This window comes from Pseudomonas sp. Pseusp9, assembly GCF_059491265.1.
This window is the reverse complement of the sequence record NZ_CP168500.1, coordinates 966,837-989,402: the sequence shown is the minus strand read 5'-3', so window position 1 is coordinate 989,402 and position 22,566 is coordinate 966,837. Positions and strand designations below refer to the sequence as shown.

The 22,566-nt window shown below is 58.1% G+C and carries 19 protein-coding genes and 1 tRNA gene; 12 read left to right on the top strand and 8 right to left on the bottom strand.

The genetic code is table 11. From position 1 onward, the window contains the following. Nucleotides 1-4: 4 nt before the first annotated feature. The 4 genes from secD to queA all read right to left on the bottom strand — a co-directional run bounded on the left by secD (nucleotide 5) and on the right by queA (nucleotide 4,496). Nucleotides 5-1,873 (bottom strand): protein translocase subunit SecD, encoded by a 1,869-nt coding sequence (secD, locus tag ACEN8E_RS04365; RefSeq protein ID WP_495591582.1) that lies wholly within the window; start codon nucleotides 1,871-1,873, stop codon nucleotides 5-7. Nucleotides 1,874-1,937: 64 nt separating this feature from the next. After that, a complete protein-coding gene (yajC, locus tag ACEN8E_RS04360; protein ID WP_007956696.1) occupies nucleotides 1,938-2,273 on the bottom strand; it encodes a preprotein translocase subunit YajC in 336 nt (111 codons plus the stop codon). Between the two features lie 43 nt (nucleotides 2,274-2,316). Further along, entirely contained in the window at nucleotides 2,317-3,432 is a 1,116-nt protein-coding gene (gene tgt, locus ACEN8E_RS04355; protein WP_162130437.1) for a tRNA guanosine(34) transglycosylase Tgt, read from the bottom strand. Between the two features lie 14 nt (nucleotides 3,433-3,446). Then, nucleotides 3,447-4,496 carry a tRNA preQ1(34) S-adenosylmethionine ribosyltransferase-isomerase QueA gene (queA, locus tag ACEN8E_RS04350; RefSeq protein WP_008020244.1) on the bottom strand — a complete coding sequence of 350 codons (1,050 nt, stop codon included), beginning with the start codon at nucleotides 4,494-4,496 and terminating at the stop codon, nucleotides 3,447-3,449. A 107-nt stretch (nucleotides 4,497-4,603) separates the two neighbouring features. On the opposite strand from queA, the gene ACEN8E_RS04345 reads away from it, so the two are divergent. The 12 genes from ACEN8E_RS04345 (at nucleotide 4,604) to ACEN8E_RS04290 (ending at nucleotide 15,780) form a co-directional block, all read left to right on the top strand. Continuing rightward, nucleotides 4,604-4,688, top strand: a tRNA-Leu gene (locus tag ACEN8E_RS04345). Between the two features lie 154 nt (nucleotides 4,689-4,842). Further along, nucleotides 4,843-5,172, top strand: a complete 330-nt coding sequence (locus ACEN8E_RS04340) for a hypothetical protein (RefSeq protein WP_495591581.1) — start codon at nucleotides 4,843-4,845, stop codon at nucleotides 5,170-5,172. Nucleotides 5,173-5,442: 270 nt separating this feature from the next. Then, nucleotides 5,443-5,790, top strand: coding sequence for a hypothetical protein (locus ACEN8E_RS04335; protein WP_495591580.1), 348 nt, complete (start codon nucleotides 5,443-5,445; stop codon nucleotides 5,788-5,790). 27 nt (nucleotides 5,791-5,817) lie between these two features. Beyond that, nucleotides 5,818-6,297: a hypothetical protein gene (locus ACEN8E_RS04330; RefSeq protein WP_495591579.1), complete on the top strand. Its 480-nt coding sequence runs from the start codon at nucleotides 5,818-5,820 to the stop codon at nucleotides 6,295-6,297. Nucleotides 6,298-6,733: 436 nt separating this feature from the next. After that, nucleotides 6,734-7,999: an AAA family ATPase gene (locus ACEN8E_RS04325; protein ID WP_495591578.1), complete on the top strand. Its 1,266-nt coding sequence runs from the start codon at nucleotides 6,734-6,736 to the stop codon at nucleotides 7,997-7,999. Beyond that, nucleotides 7,996-8,661 (top strand): HNH endonuclease, encoded by a 666-nt coding sequence (locus ACEN8E_RS04320; protein ID WP_495591577.1) that lies wholly within the window; start codon nucleotides 7,996-7,998, stop codon nucleotides 8,659-8,661. The genes ACEN8E_RS04325 and ACEN8E_RS04320 overlap by 4 nt, the downstream gene beginning before the upstream one ends. Before the next feature lie 492 nt (nucleotides 8,662-9,153). Continuing rightward, the gene (locus ACEN8E_RS04315) at nucleotides 9,154-9,465 is read left to right on the top strand and encodes a DUF3077 domain-containing protein (protein ID WP_495591576.1); all 312 of its coding nucleotides are present in this window, start codon (nucleotides 9,154-9,156) and stop codon (nucleotides 9,463-9,465) included. Nucleotides 9,466-9,726: 261 nt separating this feature from the next. Beyond that, nucleotides 9,727-10,167, top strand: a complete 441-nt coding sequence (locus ACEN8E_RS04310) for a hypothetical protein (RefSeq protein ID WP_495591575.1) — start codon at nucleotides 9,727-9,729, stop codon at nucleotides 10,165-10,167. Between the two features lie 486 nt (nucleotides 10,168-10,653). After that, a complete protein-coding gene (locus ACEN8E_RS04305; RefSeq protein ID WP_495591574.1) occupies nucleotides 10,654-11,130 on the top strand; it encodes a formate dehydrogenase subunit gamma in 477 nt (158 codons plus the stop codon). Beyond that, nucleotides 11,130-12,689, top strand: coding sequence for a formate dehydrogenase beta subunit (locus ACEN8E_RS04300; protein WP_495591573.1), 1,560 nt, complete (start codon nucleotides 11,130-11,132; stop codon nucleotides 12,687-12,689). Before ACEN8E_RS04305 ends, ACEN8E_RS04300 begins: the two co-directional genes overlap by 1 nt. Beyond that, nucleotides 12,686-15,562: a formate dehydrogenase subunit alpha gene (fdhF, locus tag ACEN8E_RS04295; protein WP_495591572.1), complete on the top strand. Its 2,877-nt coding sequence runs from the start codon at nucleotides 12,686-12,688 to the stop codon at nucleotides 15,560-15,562. The genes ACEN8E_RS04300 and fdhF overlap by 4 nt, the downstream gene beginning before the upstream one ends. Then, nucleotides 15,559-15,780, top strand: a complete 222-nt coding sequence (locus tag ACEN8E_RS04290; protein ID WP_495591571.1) for a formate dehydrogenase subunit delta — start codon at nucleotides 15,559-15,561, stop codon at nucleotides 15,778-15,780. The genes fdhF and ACEN8E_RS04290 overlap by 4 nt, the downstream gene beginning before the upstream one ends. 155 nt (nucleotides 15,781-15,935) lie before the next feature. On the opposite strand, the gene ACEN8E_RS04285 is transcribed toward ACEN8E_RS04290, so the two are convergent. The 4 genes from ACEN8E_RS04285 to ACEN8E_RS04270 all read right to left on the bottom strand — a co-directional run bounded on the left by ACEN8E_RS04285 (nucleotide 15,936) and on the right by ACEN8E_RS04270 (nucleotide 22,551). Continuing rightward, entirely contained in the window at nucleotides 15,936-16,286 is a 351-nt protein-coding gene (locus ACEN8E_RS04285; protein ID WP_495591570.1) for a potassium channel family protein, read from the bottom strand. Nucleotides 16,287-16,578: 292 nt separating this feature from the next. After that, the gene (locus ACEN8E_RS04280) at nucleotides 16,579-18,222 is read right to left on the bottom strand and encodes a fatty acid--CoA ligase (RefSeq protein ID WP_495591569.1); all 1,644 of its coding nucleotides are present in this window, start codon (nucleotides 18,220-18,222) and stop codon (nucleotides 16,579-16,581) included. A 24-nt stretch (nucleotides 18,223-18,246) separates the two neighbouring features. After that, nucleotides 18,247-20,025 carry an acyl-CoA dehydrogenase C-terminal domain-containing protein gene (locus tag ACEN8E_RS04275; protein WP_495591568.1) on the bottom strand — a complete coding sequence of 593 codons (1,779 nt, stop codon included), beginning with the start codon at nucleotides 20,023-20,025 and terminating at the stop codon, nucleotides 18,247-18,249. Between the two features lie 6 nt (nucleotides 20,026-20,031). Continuing rightward, nucleotides 20,032-22,551 carry an efflux RND transporter permease subunit gene (locus ACEN8E_RS04270; protein ID WP_495591567.1) on the bottom strand — a complete coding sequence of 840 codons (2,520 nt, stop codon included), beginning with the start codon at nucleotides 22,549-22,551 and terminating at the stop codon, nucleotides 20,032-20,034. Nucleotides 22,552-22,566 lie beyond the last annotated feature (15 nt).

Sequence of the window (22,566 nt, the reverse complement as noted above, 5' to 3'; positions counted from 1 at the left end):
CCCCTTAAATCCACAACTTCTTGAAGTCACGACCGCCGAAGATCAGGTTGACCATCGCGCGGGTCACCATGATGGCCGTGAACATCGAGGTAAAGATCCCGAGGGACATGGTCACTGCGAAGCCCTTGACCGGACCTGTGCCCATGGCAAACAGGATGCCGCCCACCAGCAAGGTGGTCAGGTTGGCGTCGAGAATCGCAGTGAACGCCCGGCCGAAGCCTTCGTTGATTGCGCGCTGCACGGTCATGCCGGCGGCGATCTCTTCACGGATCCGCGAGAAGATCAGCACGTTGGCGTCGACCGCCATACCCATGGTCAACACGATACCGGCGATACCCGGCAGGGTCAGCGTGGCACCCAGCAGCGACATCAGGGCCAGCAGCATCACCATGTTCACCGCCAGCGCGACGGTGGCGATGAGGCCGAAGAAGCGGTAGATAGCCATGATGAACAGCGAGACGAACAGCATGCCCCACAACGATGCATCGATACCTTTGGTGATGTTGTCCGCACCCAGGCTTGGGCCGATGGTGCGTTCTTCAGCAAAGTACATCGGAGCCGCCAGGCCACCGGCACGCAGCAGCAGCGCCAGCTCGGACGACTCGCCCTGGCCGTTCAGGCCGGTAATACGGAACTGGGCACCCAGCGGCGACTGGATGGTCGCCAGGCTGATGATCTTCTTCTCTTCCTTGAACGACTGCACCGCCACGTCTTTCTCGACGCCATCGACCACTTGCTTGGTGTAAGTGGTGACCGGACGTTGTTCGATGAAGATCACCGCCATGCTGCGACCGACGTTCGAACGGGTCGCACGGCTCATCAGCTCGCCGCCGTGACCGTCCAGACGGATGTTCACTTCCGGTGTACCGTGCTCGCCGAAACCAGCCTTGGCGTCAGTTACCTGGTCGCCAGTGATGATCAGGCCACGCTCGATCAGCGCCGGAGGACGCTTGCCTTCACGGAACTCGAATTCTTCGGAAGTGGCTTTCGAAGCACCCGGCTCAGCAGCCAGACGGAACTCCAGGTTGGCCGTCTTGCCGAGAATACGCTTGGCTTCGGCGGTGTCCTGCACGCCCGGCAGCTCAACCACGATGCGGTTGGCGCCCTGACGCTGAACGATCGGTTCGGCAACACCCAGCTCGTTGACGCGGTTACGTACCGTGGTCAGGTTCTGTTTGATGGAGTATTCGCGGATTTCCGCCAGCTTGGCCGGGGTCATCGCCAGACGCAGCACCGGTTGACCATTGAGGTCGGCCGGAACAATGTCGAAATCGTTGAAGTTCTTGCGGATGATGGTACGAGCCTGTTCGCGGGTCGCTTCATCGGTGAAGCCCAGCTGGATGGCACCGTTGAGCTGCGGCAGGCTGCGATAGCGCAGCTTTTCTTTACGCAGCAGGCTCTTGACGTCGCCTTCGTAGACTTTCAGGCGTGCATCGAGGGCTTTTTCCATGTCCACTTCCAGCAGGAAGTGCACACCACCGGACAAGTCCAGACCCAGCTTCATCGGGTGCGCAGCGAGGTTGCGCAGCCATTGCGGGGTGGTTTGTGCCAGGTTCAGTGCAACGACGTAGTCATCACCCAATGCTTTGCGTACAACGTCCTTGGCCGGCAGCTGATCTTCAGCCTTGGTCAGGCGAATCAGGCCGCCCTTGCCGTTGGCGGCCAGGGTGGCAGCCTTGACGTTGATTCCGGATTCCTTGAGCGCAGTGCTTACACGATCCAGATCAGCCTGATTGACCAGCAGCGCAGTGCTTGCACCGCTGACCTGAATGGCCGGGTCATCAGGGTAAAGATTGGGAGCGGAATAAATCAGACCGACCGCCAGCACCGCCAGGATCAGAATGTATTTCCACAGAGGATATTTGTTCAGCATCACGCCGCCCGTTTATGACGCGGGGCGCCTTGCGCGCCCCGTCGATTGAATATGAAGTTGAAACTTAGATCGCTTTGAGCGTGCCTTTTGGCAGCGTGGCAGCGATGGCGCCTTTCTGGAATTTCATTTCGACGGTGTCGGAAACTTCCAGAACGACGAAATCGTCGGCCACTTTAGTGATCTTGCCGGCGATACCGCCGGTGGTCACAACTTCGTCGCCCTTTTGCAGGCTGCTCAGCAGGTTTTTCTGCTCTTTGGCGCGCTTGGCCTGTGGACGCCAGATCATCAGGTAGAAGATGACCAGGAAGCCGACCAGGAAAATCCACTCAAAGCCGCCGCCCATAGGGGCTGCCGCAGGTGCTGCAGCGTCTGCCATGGCATTAGAGATAAAAAAGCTCATTTAGCACTCCAGTTGCAAATGTTGAATCTTGGGGTCAGAAAACTCAGTCCAAAGGCGGCACGGGAAGCCCGCGTTTGGCGTAGAAGGCATCGACAAAGGCGGCCAATGTACCCTGTTGAATAGCCTCGCGCAAACCAGCCATAAGCACTTGATAATGGCGCAAGTTATGGATGGTATTGAGCATGCTTCCCAGCATTTCGCCGCACTTGTCCAGGTGATGCAGATAAGCGCGGGAGAAGTTCTGGCAGGTATAGCAATCGCAGGTCGGATCGAGCGGCGAATCATCATGGCGATGGAACGCGTTACGGATCTTGATCACGCCTGTGTCAATGAACAGATGCCCGTTGCGGGCATTACGGGTTGGCATCACGCAATCGAACATGTCCACACCGCGGCGCACACCCTCAACCAGATCTTCCGGTTTGCCAACGCCCATAAGGTAACGAGGTTTGTCAGCCGGCATCTGGCCCGGCAGATAATCCAGCACCTTGATCATTTCATGCTTGGGCTCGCCCACCGACAGACCGCCGATGGCCAGGCCGTCAAAACCGATCTTGTCCAGGCCTTCCAGGGAGCGCATGCGCAGATCCTGGTGCATGCCGCCCTGAACGATGCCGAACAGCGCCGCCGTGTTGTCGGCATGGGCGTTTTTCGAGCGCTGGGCCCAACGCAGCGACAACTCCATCGATACGCGAGCGACGTCTTCATCGGCCGGGTACGGCGTGCATTCGTCGAAAATCATCACGATGTCCGAGCCCAGGTCACGCTGGACCTGCATCGACTCTTCCGGACCCATGAACACCTTGGCGCCGTCGACCGGAGAGGCGAAGGTCACGCCCTCCTCCTTGATCTTGCGCATCGCGCCCAGGCTGAACACCTGGAAACCACCGGAGTCGGTCAGGATCGGGCCTTTCCACTTCATGAAATCGTGCAGGTCGCCGTGCTTCTTGATCACTTCCGTGCCCGGGCGCAGCCACAGGTGGAAGGTGTTGCCCAGAATTATTTCAGCGCCAGTGGCCTCGATATCCCGCGGCAGCATGCCCTTGACCGTGCCGTAGGTGCCCACCGGCATGAAGGCCGGGGTCTCGACGGTACCGCGCGGGAAGGTCAGGCGACCACGGCGAGCCTTGCCATCGGTGGCAAGCAGCTCAAACGACATACGACATTGGCGACTCATTCTTTGTCCTCAGGGCCACGTGGTGCGGGGTTACGGGTGATAAACATCGCATCACCGTAGCTGAAAAAGCGGTATTCGTTGTCGACGGCGGCTTTGTAGGCGGCCATGGTTTCCGGATAACCGGCAAACGCCGAGACCAGCATCAACAACGTGGATTCAGGCAAATGGAAATTGGTGACCAGGGCATCGACCACATGAAACGGTCGGCCCGGGTAGATAAAGATGTCGGTATCACCGCTGAACGGCTTGAGCACGCCATCGCGGGCGGCACTTTCCAGGGAGCGCACGCTGGTGGTCCCCACGGCCACCACGCGACCGCCGCGAGCGCGACAGGCGGCAACCGCATCCACCACGTCCTGGCCGACTTCCAGCCATTCGCTGTGCATATGGTGATCTTCGATCTTCTCCACGCGCACCGGCTGGAACGTGCCGGCGCCAACGTGCAGGGTCACGAACGCCGTCTCGACGCCCTTGGCGGCAATCGCCTCCATCAGCACCTGATCGAAATGCAGCCCCGCCGTCGGCGCCGCCACCGCGCCCAAACGCTCGGCGTAGACGGTCTGGTAACGCTCACGGTCCGCGCCTTCGTCCGGGCGGTCTATATAAGGAGGCAACGGCATGTGCCCGACGCGGTCGAGCAGCGGCAACACCTCTTCGGCAAACCCCAGCTCGAACAACGCATCATGACGCGCCAGCATCTCGGCCTCGCCACCGCCGTCGATCAGGATCTTCGACCCCGGTTTCGGCGACTTGCTGGAGCGCACATGGGCCAGCACGCGATGACTGTCCAGCACCCGCTCCACCAGGATTTCCAGCTTGCCGCCGGAAGCCTTCTGGCCAAACAGCCGCGCCGGAATCACCCGGGTATTGTTGAACACCATCAAATCGCCCGGGCGCAAATGCTCAAGCAAATCAGTGAATTGACGGTGTGCCAGGGCGCCGCTGACCCCATCCAGGGTCAACAGGCGACTACCGCGACGCTCGGCCAACGGGTGGCGGGCGATCAGCGAATCAGGGAGCTCGAAAGTAAAGTCAGCAACGCGCATGATGGGGTTCGTCTAGCAGGGCCGGGAAGTCTAGCCGAAATATCAAAAATTCTCTATGTACCTGATTGACCGACGGTTATCTCATCTCTATACTTCGCGGCCATTGAGCCCTGATGGCGGAATTGGTAGACGCGGCGGATTCAAAATCCGTTTTCGAAAGGAGTGGGAGTTCGAGTCTCCCTCGGGGCACCAAAATTAAGAAAGGTCTTGCTTTGCAAGGCCTTTTTTTTTCGCCCGCAGAAAAGCACCTGACACCCCACCGCCCTGTGTAGGAGCTGGCTTGCCAGCGATTTTTTTGATCTTCACACCCCTCGGTCAGTAAGACACTCATCAAGGATTCCCACCCATGGAATTGCACTTGGAAACCGTCGCCCTCTTCTCCCTCAAGCTGGCTTATGAGTCGGAAGGTCAGAGCCCGATTTTGCGGGATGATTTGGTCATGGGTGATTACCAGCGGGATGTGTTTGAGTTGCTGGTGCGCCGAGGGGATGTTGAGGGGATTCAGGTGAAGGTGGGTGAGTGTGTGGGGTTGGCGCTGGAGGCTGTTGGGGGTGTGGATAAGCGGTGGGGGGGGGTGTTGGGGAGGTTGGCGGGTGATTTGGCCAGTATTCAGACGATGGAGCAGCTTGATGGTCCGCTCATCGCGCTTAAAGACTATCTGAAAGACATCCAATGAATGAGGCAGGTGGCTTAAAAAGCTAGTGCGTCTGATAGTAGGACGCCGCCGACGCTACTATCCATTTTTTCCAATAATAAATCCGCCCCCTTTTTCTCCTTTTCTCGGAAGTTGGAGAGACCGCCCCCCTTTCTTCTCCTTATCGACCTGCCACTCCCTCCAGCCTCCTATGGTTGGTTTGGAAAACTGCTTCTCCCTCGAAAGTGAATTGGCAAAATGATGGCACCTGATGCATCATCCCAATACGCGAGACACAACCCGGAGTAGGGAATGGACGTTAGCCAGTCGAAAAAAGAGGGGATATTCACAATCGCAATAAGCTTCGTGCTTATTATTCTCGCATTGATCTTATCAACTGGTTATGAACCTAGAGGCGGCATACTTTGGAGCCTCACCAACGGCATGCCCCTATTCAACTTATCTTTTGGCTGCGATGAAAAACTTGCCTGGCAGCTAACACCTTCTTGCGAGGACGGACTTTTTTTCGCTGTGCAGACCAAATATGCATTATCGCTACTTGGTTTATTAATGATATATGGCATGGGGCAATATCTCGAATTCTTCCCTTCGTTAAAGTTATTAACCAAGAAACACATAGAAGATAACAACACAAATTAACTGACACACACCCAAAGGACGGCTAAAATGGGTAATTTAATCAAGAGTGTTGGAAGCATTACATTTGGAATTGTCATTTTCTTAGCGTTTCTTTCGCTACCAGCAATTTTCTTTATAGGCTTGGCAAAAACAGCCAAATACGTAATTCCCTGGGTCAGCACGCTAGCGTGGATCTGTGTTGCCATTATAGTACTCATACTTTTGCCACTATCACTATTTAAGAAACTCCGCATCTACACAGGCGCTGGGATTTACATAGCGTCATTTGTGTTTGGCCTTCAGCTTTTCCTGTTTAGCCTACTAACAACATGGTCTCTCTGGGGCGGATTCTGGGCGTTCGTAGGCGTAATTGGATTTGGCGGCTTGATAGTGCCATTTGCACTCTTAGCTTGTTTACTAAAAGGTTTCTGGCTGGGAGTTGGCATCGTTACTGGGCTACTTGCACTGACGTGGACAGCCAGGCTTTCCGGTCTTGCCATAGCCACAAATGGCGAAAACCACCGTTAATCATTTATTTATGCAACAAATGGTAAAAGATGTGCAACCCGACAATGCCACCCATTACTTCCTAAAGATAACGAAGAAAAGAGAAAGTGGACAAAGAGAAAGGGGAGAGATTTATTTGCATTAAAGTAACAAATCCACCCCACTTTTTCTGAAGGAATTAATCCGCCATCTTTTTTCATTCGACTTTTAGCCAAAAAATCCACAAGCGCTTGCCGCAATAATGTAGCTTATCTAGGATTAGTAGGAAAACGCCATCACAGCAAAAAAAAAAAAAAAAAAAACCGAACTGCGCCCCTGTCATATCTGCTTAATGCTGCCTGAGTTTCAGAATAAAAAACACAACTGAAGGATTACTGTAGATAACCAGCAGACAACCATAGCCAGCACATACAATTATAGACCCCCAACAAACTAATTGAACATGAGCATTTAACACATGAAATTTTCAAGATTGGCTATCAGCGACTGGCGACAATTTTCAAATATAGATCTCACCTTCCACCATAAAATGACCATTATTACAGGTGCAAACGGCGCTGGTAAGACCACTTTACTACGACTACTTTCTCAACATTTCGGGTGGCAAATGGCATTACTGTCCACTCCCACAAGAAAACCCGGAGATGTGGCTTTCAGTTACGGTACAGGTATTTTTCGTCGCCCCTCGAATAGAGATCAAATACAACAGCCAACCAATCAAGTTGGCATGATTTTTTATGACAATGGAGAACAGGCATCCATTCATGTACCCGAGATAACAGGCGCTGCATATCATACTGAACTAAGGGGCCAACAGCATGTACTTGGACTAACTATAAATTCGCATCGCCCACTACAAAACTACCAAACAATCGCATCTATCCCTACTAGTGCCATCGGCGCTGAACAAGCATACCAAACCTACAACCAAGAACTCATATCGAGGTACCATAACGGCCACACACAATTCTCTCCTATATATAGAATGAAAGAAACATTAATTTCTTTAGCAATGTTTGGAGCGGGCAATCAATACGTACAAAAAGATGAAGCACTGGAACAATTATTTTTAGAATTCAAAAGAATACTAATAGACATCCTGCCTCCATCAATCGGCTTTATAGATATAAGCGTTAGAATTCCGGATGTTGTTCTAGTTACTCACTCTGGCGAGTTTATGATTGACGCAGCATCCGGCGGCCTTATGTCAATAATAGATTTAGCATGGCAGATATTCCTCTATTCTCACAACAAGGAGAATTTCGTTGTTCTTCTTGACGAACCGGAAAACCACCTCCACCCATCCATGCAGAGAAGCTTACTAGGACGATTAGCAAAAGCCTTCCCAAAAGCACAATTCATTGTGGCTACACACAGTCCATTTATGGTGTCTTCAATCAAGGACAGTATTGTACATGCATTGAAATATGACACAGAAGACAGTTCGAATTCAGGTGAAAAATTCAGTCAACTCCGTGTATCTTCCGTAGAACTAGATCTTGACACTCGAGCCGCAACTGCGAATGAGATATTAAGAGATGTGCTTGGGGTCCCCGTAACACTCCCCCAATGGGCAGAGGATGATTTAAGGGAAATCACCAGCAAATTAACTATTGCAAGCCTTACTTCACAAGGGCTCGAAGCACTCAGAAAAAATCTCTTCGACGCAGGATTAAGCGAGTACTTTCCCGAGGCCTTAAAAATGGCGGCGGATAACAAATGATTAAACTATCAAAAACCCCAAAGCCTAATGTACTTATAGAAAATGGCCCTACTTGGACGGCGACACTGTTAGAAAAACTTAAGTCTGGCACCGAGCCGACCGCAACCGAAAAAAGTCGCTATAGACACAAGCAAATCAAAGAAGCCTTAGAGAAAGAAACGAGCGAAAAATGCGCGTATTGTGAAAGCAAGTTAAAACATATACACCACGGCGATGTCGAGCACATTTTCCCGAAATCACTGGACCCTTCTAAGCAGTTTGAGTGGGAAAATCTGACTCTCGCATGTGAAATATGTAACCAAAACAAGTCAAATCGAGATCCATTTTTTGAGCACATAATTGACCCCTACATCAACAATCCCGACGAGCACATTTTATTTGCTGGCCCTATGGTATTTGCGCTAGGAACTTCTATGGGAGTCAACAGCATTTCCATATTCGACCTTAATCGCACTGCTCTTGTGGAAATGAGAAACGAGACCATAAAAAAGGTAATGGGCGTATTTGAAACTATTTTCCGCCATGATATTCCGCTCGTTGCGAAAAAGGCAATATTGGAAAACCTTAAGGCAAATGAAGCTGGGCCAGGCGGGCAGTACTCCATGTTAGTTAATTGCTTAATCTCTGGAATGAAGCAAAACTTCCCTGAAGGCTTGGACTAAACACAAGTGAATCACTCTCTATAAAAGACAGGATTCCATTCCCCTTATATTAAAGAGCAGCACCATAAATGGGGCGAAGCAAATGCTTCAGAAGAAGAGGTTTGGGATTGATACGTTCAACGGTTGCGATATAAGGAGCTGCACGTTACCCTTCCACCGTCGCTGCCAATTCAGCGACCGGGTGTGAGAGCCCGAAACAATCAAGGCGCAAAGCGCCCCAAAACCTATCGTGGCGTTTTTTTTCGTCTGCGATATGGCTTTATGGCGGCTGTGCGTGGGAGACCTTCGGGTCTACCGGTTGCCTTGATTGCCGGTTTCTCACCCCGCGCACGGCTGTCACCCAAGCCCGTGAGAAGGCTCGTGGCAGCTCCTCAAATCAAGGATGTTGACCATGACCAAGATAAATCCGTTTGAAATTTGGCTTTCCCCTCTAAACAATTCCCAATCGCGTAACGCCCTCCCCCATTGCCTCTCCATCCTCGGAGGTGGCCAATGACCAAAAAACCCGAACTCAAAACCATCGGTTTAACCCCCGCCATCTACTGCTCCGATCAACCTCTATTCCACGTCACACGCGGCGTTCCCCTCTGCGATGCGTTATCGATGGCTTCTGATTTTCTGTTCCTGGCCAAGTCGCTCACCGAGGATGCTACCTACGCCACAGACACCGACCGCCACGCCTGGGCTGCGCATTATTTGACCTCGATGAGCAAGGCGTTGGTGGATGATGCGGTGAAGGTGCTGACGCGGGAACGGGATATTGAGCTGGCGTCCAAGCGGACGGGGGCTAAGGCTGAGGGGTAGTGGGCGAGGCGCCAGAATGGTTTTTGGTTTCAAAAGTCAGACGTGACGCTGTGAGAGCGGGCTTGGTTGCGGTGGCCGGGGTATTCAGCGGGCTATATGGATGTCTTGCGTTTTTCGCGAGCGAGCTCGCTCCTACAGTGGGTTTGCTACAACCCAATGGCTATTGGACCGACCATCCGAATAACCTCAGGATTTGTACAGCTGACTAAAATTCAGTGGGGGATCTCTTCAACGAGCCCTTACAAGGCGGGAGGTTTTACGATGAAGGTCGTAACTTCGCTGGCGTTGCTGGTAGCGGCAGGATGGATCTGCGTGGTTGGTGCAGCCCCGAAGCAAATCGTTGCCGTTCCCTTGATTGCAACTACTTACAATGCCGGGCATATCGCTCAGGCCATTCTGACCCCCTTGAGCAGTAGTGAGACGGCGCTCTCGTTGTTCGTCGGCGGTGTACCCAATGGCACTGCAATTCCGGCGCACTTGTATACCTATATCTACTCGGGAAGCTGCGCCAGGCACGAGGCCAAGCCGGCCTATTCACTCAATCGCATCGTGGCTGACAACTTCAACGAGCAGGCGGGCATCCAACTCTGGAAGAGCGTGCCTTTGGCTTATGACTCGCTGCGGTCCGGCGGATACGCACTGGTGATGCGGACAAGCCCGGCCGATGGCAATCCCGATATTTTCTGTGGTGAGCTTGGTTAAGGGTTTTCCCCCGCTTCCATGCATAGCGTGGGAGCGGGGGATTATCCCTCTCAGGCTGTTTGCAGTATGACGGTGCTCATTCAACAGCAGATGTTGATTGCCTTGCGTTTTTCGCGAGCAGGCTCACTCCTGCAGTGGGCTTGATCGCTACCTTCTCCACAGGCAATCCGCTGTGCATAACTCCAGCAACCGCCCCTCGAGCACGGCGCCTGATGCCGCGTTCTTCTAGACTCAATACAAGGTCGTAGACAGAACCAAACACGTCGCTCTGGTGCGGATAAATCAATGGCGGCGTGGCAATCTGGCTTTTATGCCCTTACCGATGTGCGGCGAAGACCGCGCCGGGCACAACAAGATGCCCGCCCAGGGTGCCCTGGCCAACGGCCTGAAAATGCCACGATTCCGTGACGTGGTGTAAGTGCCGCAGCCGACACTTTCGGACAACCGACGACCTTCTGGTATGTCCGTGACCGTGAGGAATGCTGTATGCCTGATGTTGAGTTGCACCTGCCTGTGGTCAACAGCCTGCTGGAGCGCCATAAGGGCTCTGCGGGTGCGCTGTTGCCCATTCTTCATGATATTCAGGAACGCATCGGTTACGTCCCCGATGTCGCCATCCCCGAGATTGCTCATGCCCTCAATCTGAGTCAGGCGGAGGTTCGCGGGGTGATCAGTTTTTACCATGACTTCCGTACCGCGCCGCCCGCGCGGCATATCCTGCGGCTGTGCCGGGCTGAGTCCTGTCAGAGCCGTGGCGCCGAGCAGTTGGCCGCGCAGTTGCGCGATCGCCTGCAACTGGACGACCACGGCAGCAGCGCCGACGGCAGCATCAGTTTGCGTCCGGTGTATTGCCTTGGTGCCTGCGCCTGTTCGCCAGCGCTGGAGCTGGATGGGCGGGTGCATGCGCGGCTGAGCGCTGAGCGGCTGGATGCCTTGCTCGACGCTTGCCGGGAGGACGCGTGATGCCGACTCTTTATCTGCCCTGTGATTCCATTGCCCGTGCCGTGGGTGCCGATGAGGTATCCGTGGCCCTGATCACTCAGGCCAAGGCACTTAATCTGCCGCTGGAGCTACAGCGCACCAGTTCGCGCGGCTTGTACTGGCTGGAACCGCTGCTGGAAGTGGACAGCCCGCAAGGCCGAATCGGCTTCGGCCCGTTGACCGCTGCTGATGTGCCGTCCGTGCTCGATGCGCTGCAAGGCGAGCCGTCCAGCCACCCACTGGCCTTGGGTCTGGTGGAAGAGCTGCCTTATCTGAAGACTCAACAACGCCTGCTGTTTGCCCGCGCCGGCATTACCCGACCGCTGTCGCTGGAGGATTACCGGGCTCATGGCGGTTTCGAGGGTTTGACCCGGGCCATCGCGGTGGGCGGTGAGCAGACCGCAACGGAAGTGTTCGATTCAGGCCTGCGTGGCCGTGGCGGCGCGGCCTTCCCTGCCGGGATCAAATGGCGCACGGTGCGCGGCACTCAGGCGATGCAGAAGTACATTGTGTGCAACGCCGACGAAGGCGACTCCGGTACTTTCGCCGACCGCATGTTGATGGAAGGCGACCCCTTCCTGTTGATCGAAGGCATGGCGATTGCCGGTCTCTGCTGCGGCGCCACCTACGGCTACATCTATGTGCGCTCGGAATATCCGGACGCGGTGGCCACCCTGCGTCAGGCGTTGAGCATTGCCCGTGATGCCGGTTACCTCGGCGCCAATGTCGGTGGTAGCGGTCAGGCTTTCGACATGGAAGTGCGAGTGGGTGCCGGCGCGTACATCTGCGGTGAGGAAACCGCGCTGCTGGACTCTCTGGAAGGCAAGCGCGGGATCGTCCGTGCCAAGCCGCCGATCCCCGCCTTGCAGGGGCTGTTCGGCCTGCCGACGCTGGTGCACAACGTGCTGACCTTGGCCTCGGTGCCGCTGATTCTGGCCAAGGGCGCGCAGTTCTATCGCGATTACGGCATGGGCCGTTCGCTGGGCACCATGCCCTTCCAGCTGGCGGGCAATATTCGTCACGGCGGTCTGGTGGAACGGGCCTTTGGCCTGACCCTGCGGGAGCTTGTGGAAGACTACGGCGGCGGTACCGCCAGTGGTCGTCCGCTGAAGGCCGCGCAAGTCGGCGGCCCCCTCGGCGCCTGGGTGCCACCTTCGCAATTCGATACGCCGCTGGATTACGAGGCCTTCGCCGCCATCGGCGCGATGCTCGGTCACGGTGGCGTGGTGGTGGCTGACGACAGCCTGGACATGGCCCGCATGGCGCGTTTCGCGATGCAGTTCTGCGCCGAGGAATCCTGTGGCAAATGCACCCCCTGCCGCATCGGCTCGACCCGCGGCGTGGAGGTGATCGACCGCCTGCTGGCCGCGCCTGATCAGGCCGCTCGCGATGAGCAGGTGATCATCCTCAAGGACCTGTGCGACACGCTGCAATACGGTTCGCTGTGCGCGTTGGGCGGCATGACCTCCTATCCGGTCGCCAGTGCCCTCAAGTACTTCCCCGCCGACTTCGGTCTGCAAGCCTCGGAGGCCGAGCAATGATCACTGTATTCGATCCGAAAACCGATATGGATCTAGGCACTCCTGCCCGCGAAAGCGATGTGCAAGTCACCCTGAACATCGACGGCCGCAGCATCACCGTGCCGGAAGGCACCTCGGTGATGCGCGCCGCTGCATTGATGGGCACCACCATTCCCAAACTCTGTGCCACCGACAGCCTGGAAGCCTTTGGCTCATGCCGCATGTGCCTGGTGGAGATCGACGGCATGCGCGGCTACCCCGCGTCCTGCACCACGCCTGTCACTGAAGGCATGACCGTGCATACCCAGACGCCGAAGCTTGCGACCCTGCGCCGCAACGTCATGGAGCTGTACATCTCCGATCACCCGCTGGATTGCCTGACCTGCTCGGCCAATGGCAACTGCGAGCTGCAAACCGTCGCCGGCCAAGTCGGCCTGCGTGAGGTGCGCTACGGCTATGAAGGCGAGAACCATCTGGCCGATGTGAAGGATACCTCCAACCCTTATTTCGACTACGACCCGAGCAAGTGCATCGTCTGCAACCGCTGCGTGCGCGCCTGCGAAGAAACCCAGGGCACCTTTGCCCTGACCATTACCGGGCGCGGTTTTGAATCCCGCGTGGCCGCTGCCGGTGGCGAGAACTTCCTCGACTCGGAATGCGTGTCCTGTGGTGCCTGTGTGCAAGCCTGCCCCACCGCGACCCTGATGGAAAAAAACGTGGTCGAAATGGGTCAGCCGGAACGCAGCGTGATCACCACTTGTGCCTATTGCGGCGTGGGCTGCTCGTTCCGCGCCGAGATGAAAGGCAACCAACTGGTGCGCATGGTTCCGGACAAGAACGGCCAGGCCAACCATGGCCACTCCTGCGTCAAAGGTCGCTTTGCCTGGGGCTACGCCACCCACCCGGATCGCATCACCAAACCGATGATCCGCAAAAACATCAGCGACCCTTGGCAAGAAGTCAGCTGGGATGAAGCGGTGACCTACGCCGCCAGCGAATTCCGCCGGCTGCAGCAAAAATACGGCCGCGACTCCATCGGTGGCATCACCTCCAGCCGCTGCACCAACGAAGAAACCTATCTGGTGCAGAAACTGGTGCGTGCGGCTTTCGGCAACAACAACGTCGACACCTGTGCGCGGGTCTGCCACTCGCCGACCGGTTATGGCCTGAAGCAAACCCTGGGCGAGTCCGCCGGCACCCAGAGCTTCGACTCGGTGATGCAGGCCGACGTGATCCTGGTGATGGGCGCCAACCCCAGCGACGCCCACCCGGTGTTCGCCTCGCAACTCAAGCGCCGCCTGCGTGAAGGTGCGCGGCTGATCGTCATCGACCCACGGCGCATCGATCTGGTGGACACGGTGCACGCCCGCGCCGAATATCACTTGGCTCTGCGCCCTGGCACCAACGTCGCCATGCTCAATGCCTTGGCCCACGTGATCATCACTGAAGGCCTGCAAAACCAGGCCTTTATCGACGCCCGTTGCGAGGGCGGCGATTTCGCCCGTTGGAGCGAATTCGTCAGCCGTGCGGAAAACTCGCCGGAAGCGATTGGCCCGATCTGCGGTGTAGCCGCTGCCGACATCCGTGCCGCCGCTCGCCTGTACGCCACCGGTGGCAATGCGGCGATCTACTACGGCCTGGGCGTCACCGAACACAGCCAGGGCAGCACCTCGGTCATGGGCATTGCCAACCTCGCAATGGCCACCGGCAACATCGGCCGCGAAGGCGTGGGCGTGAACCCGCTGCGGGGGCAGAACAACGTTCAGGGTTCCTGCGACATGGGTTCCTTCCCCCACGAGTTGCCTGGCTACCGGCACATCTCCAACGAGGTCGTCCGCACGCAATTCGAACAGGCGTGGAACGTCACCCTGCAGCCCGATCCGGGCCTGCGCATTCCCAACATGTTCGAGTCGGCACTGGCCGGCAGCTTCAAGGGCCTGTACTGCCAGGGCGAGGACATCGCCCAGAGCGACCCGAATACCCAGCACGTCACCGCGGCCCTGTCGGCCATGGAATGCGTGGTGGTGCAGGACATTTTCCTCAACGAAACGGCGAAGTTCGCCCACGTGTTCCTGCCGGGCGCCTCGTTCCTGGAAAAGGACGGCACCTTCACCAACGCCGAACGGCGCATCTCGCGGGTGCGCAAGGTCATGGAGCCGCTGGGCGGCAAGGCCGACTGGGAAGGCACGGTGGCTCTGGCCAACGCCCTCGGTTACCCGATGAATTACAAGCATCCGTCGGAAATCATGGATGAAATCGCCAGCCTGACGCCGACCTTCACCAACGTCAGCTACGCCGCACTGGATAGCCACGGCAGCCTGCAATGGCCGTGCAACGCCGAGGCACCGGACGGCACGCCAACCATGCACATCGAGGAATTCGTGCGCGGCAAGGGGCGCTTCATGCTCACCGGCTACGTGCCCACCGAGGAGAAGGTCAACAGCCGTTATCCGCTGCTGCTGACCACCGGACGCATCCTCAGCCAGTACAACGTTGGCGCCCAGACCCGGCGTACCGAAAACGTCGCCTGGCACGATGAGGACCGGCTGGAAATCCACCCGACCGACGCCGAGAGCCGTGGCATCAACGAAGGCGACTGGGTCGGCATCGGCAGCCGCGCCGGGCAGACCGTACTGCGTGCGCGGATCACCGAACGGGTCGCCCCGGGCGTGGTGTACACCACCTTCCACTTCCCTGAGTCGGGGGCCAACGTGATCACCACCGACAATTCCGACTGGGCTACAAACTGTCCGGAGTACAAGGTCACGGCCGTGGAAGTCAGCCGCGTCTACCACCCTTCGGAGTGGCAAAAACGCTTCCAGGAATTCAGCGACGAACAGCACCGCTTGCTCAAGGACCGCGCCCGTGGCGCTAAAGCGGAGGTACGTCGATGAGTACTGCCAACCTGATCAAGATGGCCAACCAGATCGCCCAGTACTTTACCAGCGAACCGGACCAGCAACTGGGGGTGCTCGGGGTGCGTAATCATCTGCAGATGTACTGGACGCCGGGCATGCGCAAGGAGCTGCTGGCCTGGCAGACGGAACATCAGGGCGCGGACTTGCACCCGCTGGTGCAGGCGGCGGTGACTGGGGCGGGTTGGGAGGCTTAGGTCTGACCTGTTAACTGAAAAACTGTGAAAACCTGTGGGAGCGAGCCTGCTCGCGAATGCAGAGTGTCAACCGACATTTCGGTGACTGACACACCGCCTTCGCGAGCAGGCTCGCTCCCACAGGGTTTGCATCGCTCACAAGTGTAGTGGTCAGTTCAAAGTGGATGCTCATCTTTGCGTGTCGCGGTCACAGTCACTTCAATCGCCCGGACACTGATCGCCGCGAATGTCGCGGTCAGCAGTACGCCGTTGAAACCCAGCAACACCGCCAGCACCCGTGAGGCGCCGAGCTTGGGGACGAGTTCGCCGTAGCCGATGGTCAGGCCCGTGACGAAGGCGAAGTAGATACCATCATCAGGACTCCACCCTTCCAGACGGGCAATGATCAGGCCGAACACTACGATCACCAGCAGCAGTATCGAGAAGATCGGCCACACCACTTTGAAATAGAACCAGACCGCTTTGTAGAACTCTTTGCGGACGTTTGCTGCACGGGTGATGCTCATGTCGTGGGCTTCCTGGGGTTTGCTTGACCGGCAATGGGATGCACGGCGATTCAATACCCCGTTCAGCTTGGCACAAGCGCTGAAAACCGCGACCAACGGGGCGATATCGCTGGCGTGTGCAGGACTATGACAAAGATGACACCACCCGGACTATCCAGAAACCGCCCGGCACCGGCGCAATGCTGTAGGAGCGAGCTCGCTCGCGATGGTCGTCAACGATAACGCGTGTTAACTGGTTAAACGCGGTGCCCTTGAGTCCATCGCGAGCAAGCTCGCTCCTACAGTGTTCGTGTCAGTTCGCTTCAGTTTCCCGAATCAGCTTCTTGTTGATCTTGCCGACGCTGGTCTTGGGGATTTCGGCGACGAACTTGAACTGCTTGGGGATCGCCCATTTGTTGATGCGACCGCCGTCGACGAAGGCTTGCAGGTGCGTCTCCAGAATCTTGCGGTCGAGGAAGTACCCTGGCTCGCTGACGACCATGGCCATGGGCCGTTCGCCCCATTGTTCATCGACGATTCCCACCACCGCGACAGACATCACGCCCGGGTGCTCGCTGATCAGGCTCTCCAGTTCCAGGGAGCTGATCCACTCGCCACCGGTCTTGATCACGTCCTTGATGCGGTCCTTGATTTCCACGCCGCCGAGCTTGTCGATCGAGGCCATGTCACCGGTGTGCAGCCAGCCGTTGTGCCACAGCTCCGCGCCTTTGTCCGGGGCTTTCAGGTAGCCCTGGGTCAGCCACGGCGCGCGCACCACGATCTCACCCAGGGACTCGCCGTCGTGGGCCACGTCATTGCCGTCGGCGTCGATGATCTTCAGGTCGACCATCGGCACCGGCGTACCGGTCTTGATGCGGATCGGCAGTTGGTCTTCGGTAGACAACTGCAAGTCTTCGTCGCGCAGGTAAGTCAGGCACAGCAACGGGCAGGTTTCGGACATGCCGTAGCCGGCGTGCACCACCATGCCTTTGGCACTGGCTTCGCTGGCGATGCCGAGGGTCAGCGCACTGCCGCCGAGGAGCATTTTCCAGCCGTCGAAACGGGTCGCCTTGCCTTCCTCGCAGTTGAGGATCATCTGCAGGATGGTCGGCACGCAGTGGGAGAAGGTCACCTTCTCTTCGCGGTAGAGCCGCACCAGGCTGTTGGGTTCGTAGCGGCCCGGATACACCTGCTTGATGCCCATCAGGGTCGCGACATACGGCACGCCCCACGCATGCACGTGGAACATCGGCGTGATGGGCATGTACACATCGTCGGAACGCAGCAGCGGCTGGCCCTGATAGGCACCCAGGGTGCCGACGGCGTTCAGGGTGTGCAGGACCAGTTGGCGATGGCTGAAGTACACGCCTTTCGGGTCGCCAGTGGTGCCGGTGGTGTAGAACAGCGTGGCGACCGAGTTCTCGTCGAAGTCGGGGAAGTCATACTGGTCCGAAGCCAGGGACAGCAGGTGCTCGTATTCGCCCAGCACCGGTAGCGTGGTGTTCGTCGCCGTGTCGTCCGTGAGCTGGAGGAAGCCCTTGACGGTGGTGAGCCGGTCCTGGATCTGCTCGACCAGCGGCAGGAAGTCATCATGCACCAGCACCAGGTCATCCTCGGCGTGGTTCATGGTGAACAGCACCTGCTCCGGCGACAGGCGGATGTTCACCGTGTGCAGCACCGCGCCGATCATCGGCACGGCGAAGAAGCATTCCAGATAACGGTGGCTGTCCCAGTCGAGCAGGGCCACCGTGTCACCGGCCTTGACCCCGGCGGCGGTCAGCGCATTGGCCAGGCGGCGGATGCGCTGGTTGAGTGTCTGGTAGCTGTAGCGCAGCTTGTCGGCGTAGACGATTTCCCGGCCCGGCTCGTAACGTACCCCGGACAGCAGCAATTGCTTGATCAGCAAGGGATAGGCATAGGCGCCGTCGGCGGGCGGGATTATTTTTGTCGCCATCATGATTAAGGTTCCTTGTCCTTGGGATCAGAACTGATCGGCTTGCAACTCATAGAGGCAGTCGCTGCCGGCCTTGGCCGATGCGCTCAATGAGTGGATACGTGGCAGCAACCGGGCAAAGTAGAAACGCGCGGTGGCCAGTTTGCTGGTATGGAAATCATCCTCGACGTCCGAACTCAAGACAGCCTTGGCCATGCGCGCCCACATGTAGGCATACGCGGTGTAGCCAAACACGTGCAGGTACTCGACCGAGGCCGCACCGATTTCATTCGGGTTGTTCTGGGCGCGGTCCAGCAACCAGGCGGTCAGCTCGTCGAGGGTGTCCACGGCGGCGTTCAGCGGTTTGGTGAACTCGTCGAGGTCCGCACAGGCATTGCCGGTAAAGTTGCGGATCTCCGAAGCGAACAGGCGATAGAGCGCCCCGCCGCTGCCGACGATCTTGCGCCCGGCCAGGTCCAGGGACTGGATGCCGTTGGTGCCTTCGTAGATCTGGGTGATGCGCACGTCACGCACCAGTTGCTCCTGGCCCCACTCGCGGATGTAGCCGTGGCCGCCGAAGATCATCTGACCGTGCAAGGTGGTTTCCAGCCCCATGTCGGTGAGGAATGCCTTGGCCACCGGGGTCAGCAACGCCACCAATTCCTGCGCGCGATTGCGTGTGACTTCGTCTTCGCTGTACTTGGCCGTGTCCAGTTGCAACGCGACGTAGCTGGAGAACGCACGACCGCCTTCGTTCAAGGCTTTCATGGTCAACAGCATGCGGCGCACGTCCGGATGCACGATGATCGGATCGGCGGCCTTGTCCTTGAATTGCGCGCCGGTCGGCGCACGGCTTTGCAGACGGTCGCGGGCGTAGGCAAGGGCGTTCTGGTACGAACGCTCACCCTGCGCCAGACCCTGGATGCCCACACCCAGACGCTCGTAGTTCATCATGGTGAACATCGCCGCCAGGCCTTTGTTCGGTGCGTCGACGATCCAGCCGGTGGCGCCATCGAAGTTCATCACACAGGTGGCGGAGGCCTTGATGCCCATCTTGTGTTCGATTGAACCGCAGGACAGCGCATTGTTTTCACCCAGCGAACCGTCGGCGTTGACCAGCACCTTGGGCACCAGGAACAGCGAGATGCCTTTGGGCCCCGCTGGTGCATCCGGCAGGCGCGCCAGTACCAGGTGGATGATGTTCTCGGTCAGGTCGTGATCGCCGCCGGTGATGAAGATCTTGCTGCCGGTGACCTTGTAGCTGCCGTCGGCCTGTGGCTCGGCGCGGGTGCGAATCATGCCCAGGTCGGTGCCGGCGTGGGCCTCGGTCAGGCACATCGAACCGGTCCAGGTGCCGGCGTACATGTTCGGCAGATAGCGTTGCTTGAGCTCTTCGCTGGCATGAGCCTTGATTGACAGGCACGCGCCGGCGGTCAGCATCGGGTACAGGCCGAACGACAGGCTGGCCGAGTTGACCATCTCTTCGACCTGCGCGGAAATGGCCTTGGGCATGCCCATGCCACCGTACTGCGGATCACCGCCAACCCCGACCCAACCGCCCTCGGCGAATGCCTGATAGGCCTGGGCAAAACCGTCCGGGGCAGTGACCGAGCCATTGCTCCAGGTGCAGCCCTGTTCGTCGGTGGCGCGGTTCAAGGGCGCGATCACTTCGCCGCTGATCTTGCCGGCCTCTTCGAGGATGGCAGCGGCCGTTTCTTCATCGATCACATCGGCCAGGCCAGGCAAACTGGCCCACAGCCGGGACACCTGGAAAACCTCGTTGAGTACGAAGCGCATGTCGCGCAGGGGAGCTTTGTAATCAGACATCTTGGTTTACTCGGAAGTGGTCACGGCAAGAGGCATGCCGGGACGTTCAGTGGATTCAGGATTTTCGTCGGCTGCCACGGAACCGGGCTGCGGTGCCCGTTCGCGCAGCAGGAACCAGGACAGGGCCGGAATCAGGATCAGCGCACCGAGCATGTTCCACAGGAACATGAAGGTCAGCAGGATGCCCATGTCGGCCTGGAACTTGATCGGTGACCAGACCCAGCACACCACACCGGCCGCGAGGGTGATGCCCACCAGCCCGACCACCCGGCCGGTAAACGACACGGCGTTGCGGTAGGCCTGGGACAGCGGCAGACCCTGGCGCTGGAAGTGCAGTTGCACGCTGAGCAGATACAAGGCGTAGTCCACGCCGATCCCCACGCCGAGCGCGATCACCGGCAGGGTCGCGACCTTCACGCCAATGCCCATGGCCACCATCAAGGCTTCGCAGAGGATCGACGTCAGCACCAGCGGCAACAGCGCCACCAGGGTGGCGCGCCAGCTGCGGAAGGTGATCAGGCAGAACAGCGTCACCGCCGCGTACACGTACAGCAGCATGGTGTGGTTGGCTTCGCGCACGACGATGTTGGTCGCCGCCTCGATCCCGGCGCTACCGGCGGCGAGCAGGAACTGGCGATCTTCGGTGCTGTTTTCCCTGGCGAACTTGTCGGCAATCGCCACCACTGCATCGAGGGTTTCGGCCTTGTGATCCTTGAGGAAGGCGATCACCGGCATCAGCGAGCACTCGGTGTTGAACAGTTCCGGCGAGTTCACCGAGGCTTGCTGCGCGGCGTAGTTCAGCACGTCCTGGTTGCGCTGGATGCTGTTGAGCTTGGGGTTGCCTTCGTAGGTGCCGGCGGTGATCTGCCGCACCGCGTTGACCAGCGAACTCGTGGCCTGCACGCCCGGGTGCTGTTGCAGCTCCCAGGCCAGGCGATCGGCGAGCACCAGGGTCTTGTAGTTCAGGCAGCCTTCCGGCGCGGTCTTGATCATCACCGCGAACAGGTCGCTGGACAGCGCGTAATGCTGGGTGATGTAGGCGTTGTCGCGGTTGTAGCGCGAGTCGGCGCGCAGCTCCGGTGCGCCGCTTTCCAGGTCGCCGATCTTCAGGTTCAGGCTGACCACGTAACCGCCGACGCCCATCAGCACCGCGACCAGCACGGCGCCCGTGGCCCACTTGGCGGTGGTGAAGCGATCGAGCAGATCCCAGAGCTTGCCGAAGCCTTTGTGCTTTTCTGCACGGGTGTCGATCTTCAGCGCACGCTCGGCGGCCTTGGCGCCGACACCGACATAGGACAGCGCCACCGGCATCAGCAACAGCGAGGTGAAGATCAGCACCGCGACGCCGATGCTGGCGGTGATCGCCAGATCCTGGATCACCGGGATATCGATCAGCATCAGCACCGCAAAGCCCACGGCATCGGCCAGCAACGCGGTGACGCCGGCAATGAACAGACGGCGGAAGGTGTAGCGTGCGGCGATCAGTTTGTGGGTGCCGCGGGCGATGTCCTGCATGATGCCGTTCATCTTCTGCGCGGCGTGGGACACGCCGATGGCGAAGATCAGGAACGGCACCAGTACCGAGTACGGATCGATGGCGTAACCGAGCCAGGCGACGATGCCCAGTTGCCAGACCACCGCGATCAGCGAGCAGCCGACCACCAGCAGGGTGCTGCGCACGCAACGGGTGTAGGCGTAGATGATGACCAGCGAAGTGACGACCGCCAGGCCGAAGAACATCATCACCTGAATCAGGCCGTCGATCAGGTCGCCCATCAATTTGGCGAAGCCGATCACCCGCACCTTGTACTGTCCGGTGCCTTCTACCCCGGATTTACGCGCAGCGCTGTCGCCGGCGTATTCGATCTTGTCGCGCAACTGCTCTTCGAGCATCTGCGAGAACGCGTGGTAATTGATGCGTTGTCCGCCAGCCGCGGCTTTGTCCAGCAATGGCACGACCAGCATGCTCGATTTGAAATCGCTGGCCACCAGGCTGCCGACGACGCCAGCACGGGAGATGTTCTGACGCAGTTGCTCGATTTGTTCAGGCTGCCCCGAATAGGTGTCGGGCATCACCGGGCCACCCTGGAAACCGTCCTCGGTGACTTCGGTCCAGCGTACCGCCGGGCTCCACAGCGACTTCATCCAGGCGCGGTCGACACCTTCGGTGAGGAACAACTGATCGTTGACCTGCTTGAGCACGTCCAGGTAACCGGGGTCGAAAATATCGCCCTTGGTGTTCTCGACCACCACCCGTACCGAGTTGCCCAACCCGCGCAGCGACTGGCGGTTTTCCAGGAAGTTCTGGATGTACGGCTGGCTCTGCGGAATCATCTTTTCGAAGCTGGGGCGCAGCTCCAGGCGCGTCACCGCCATGTAGCCCAGCACCACCGTGGCCAACGCCATCAGCAGCATGAACAGCGGGCGATAGTTGAACACCAGCCGTTCCAGCAGGTTGCCGGAGCGACGATCGAAATCACGCACATCGCGGATCACCGGCATGGCGTCTTGTTTGATATTGCCCATGTCTGGATTCTCGCT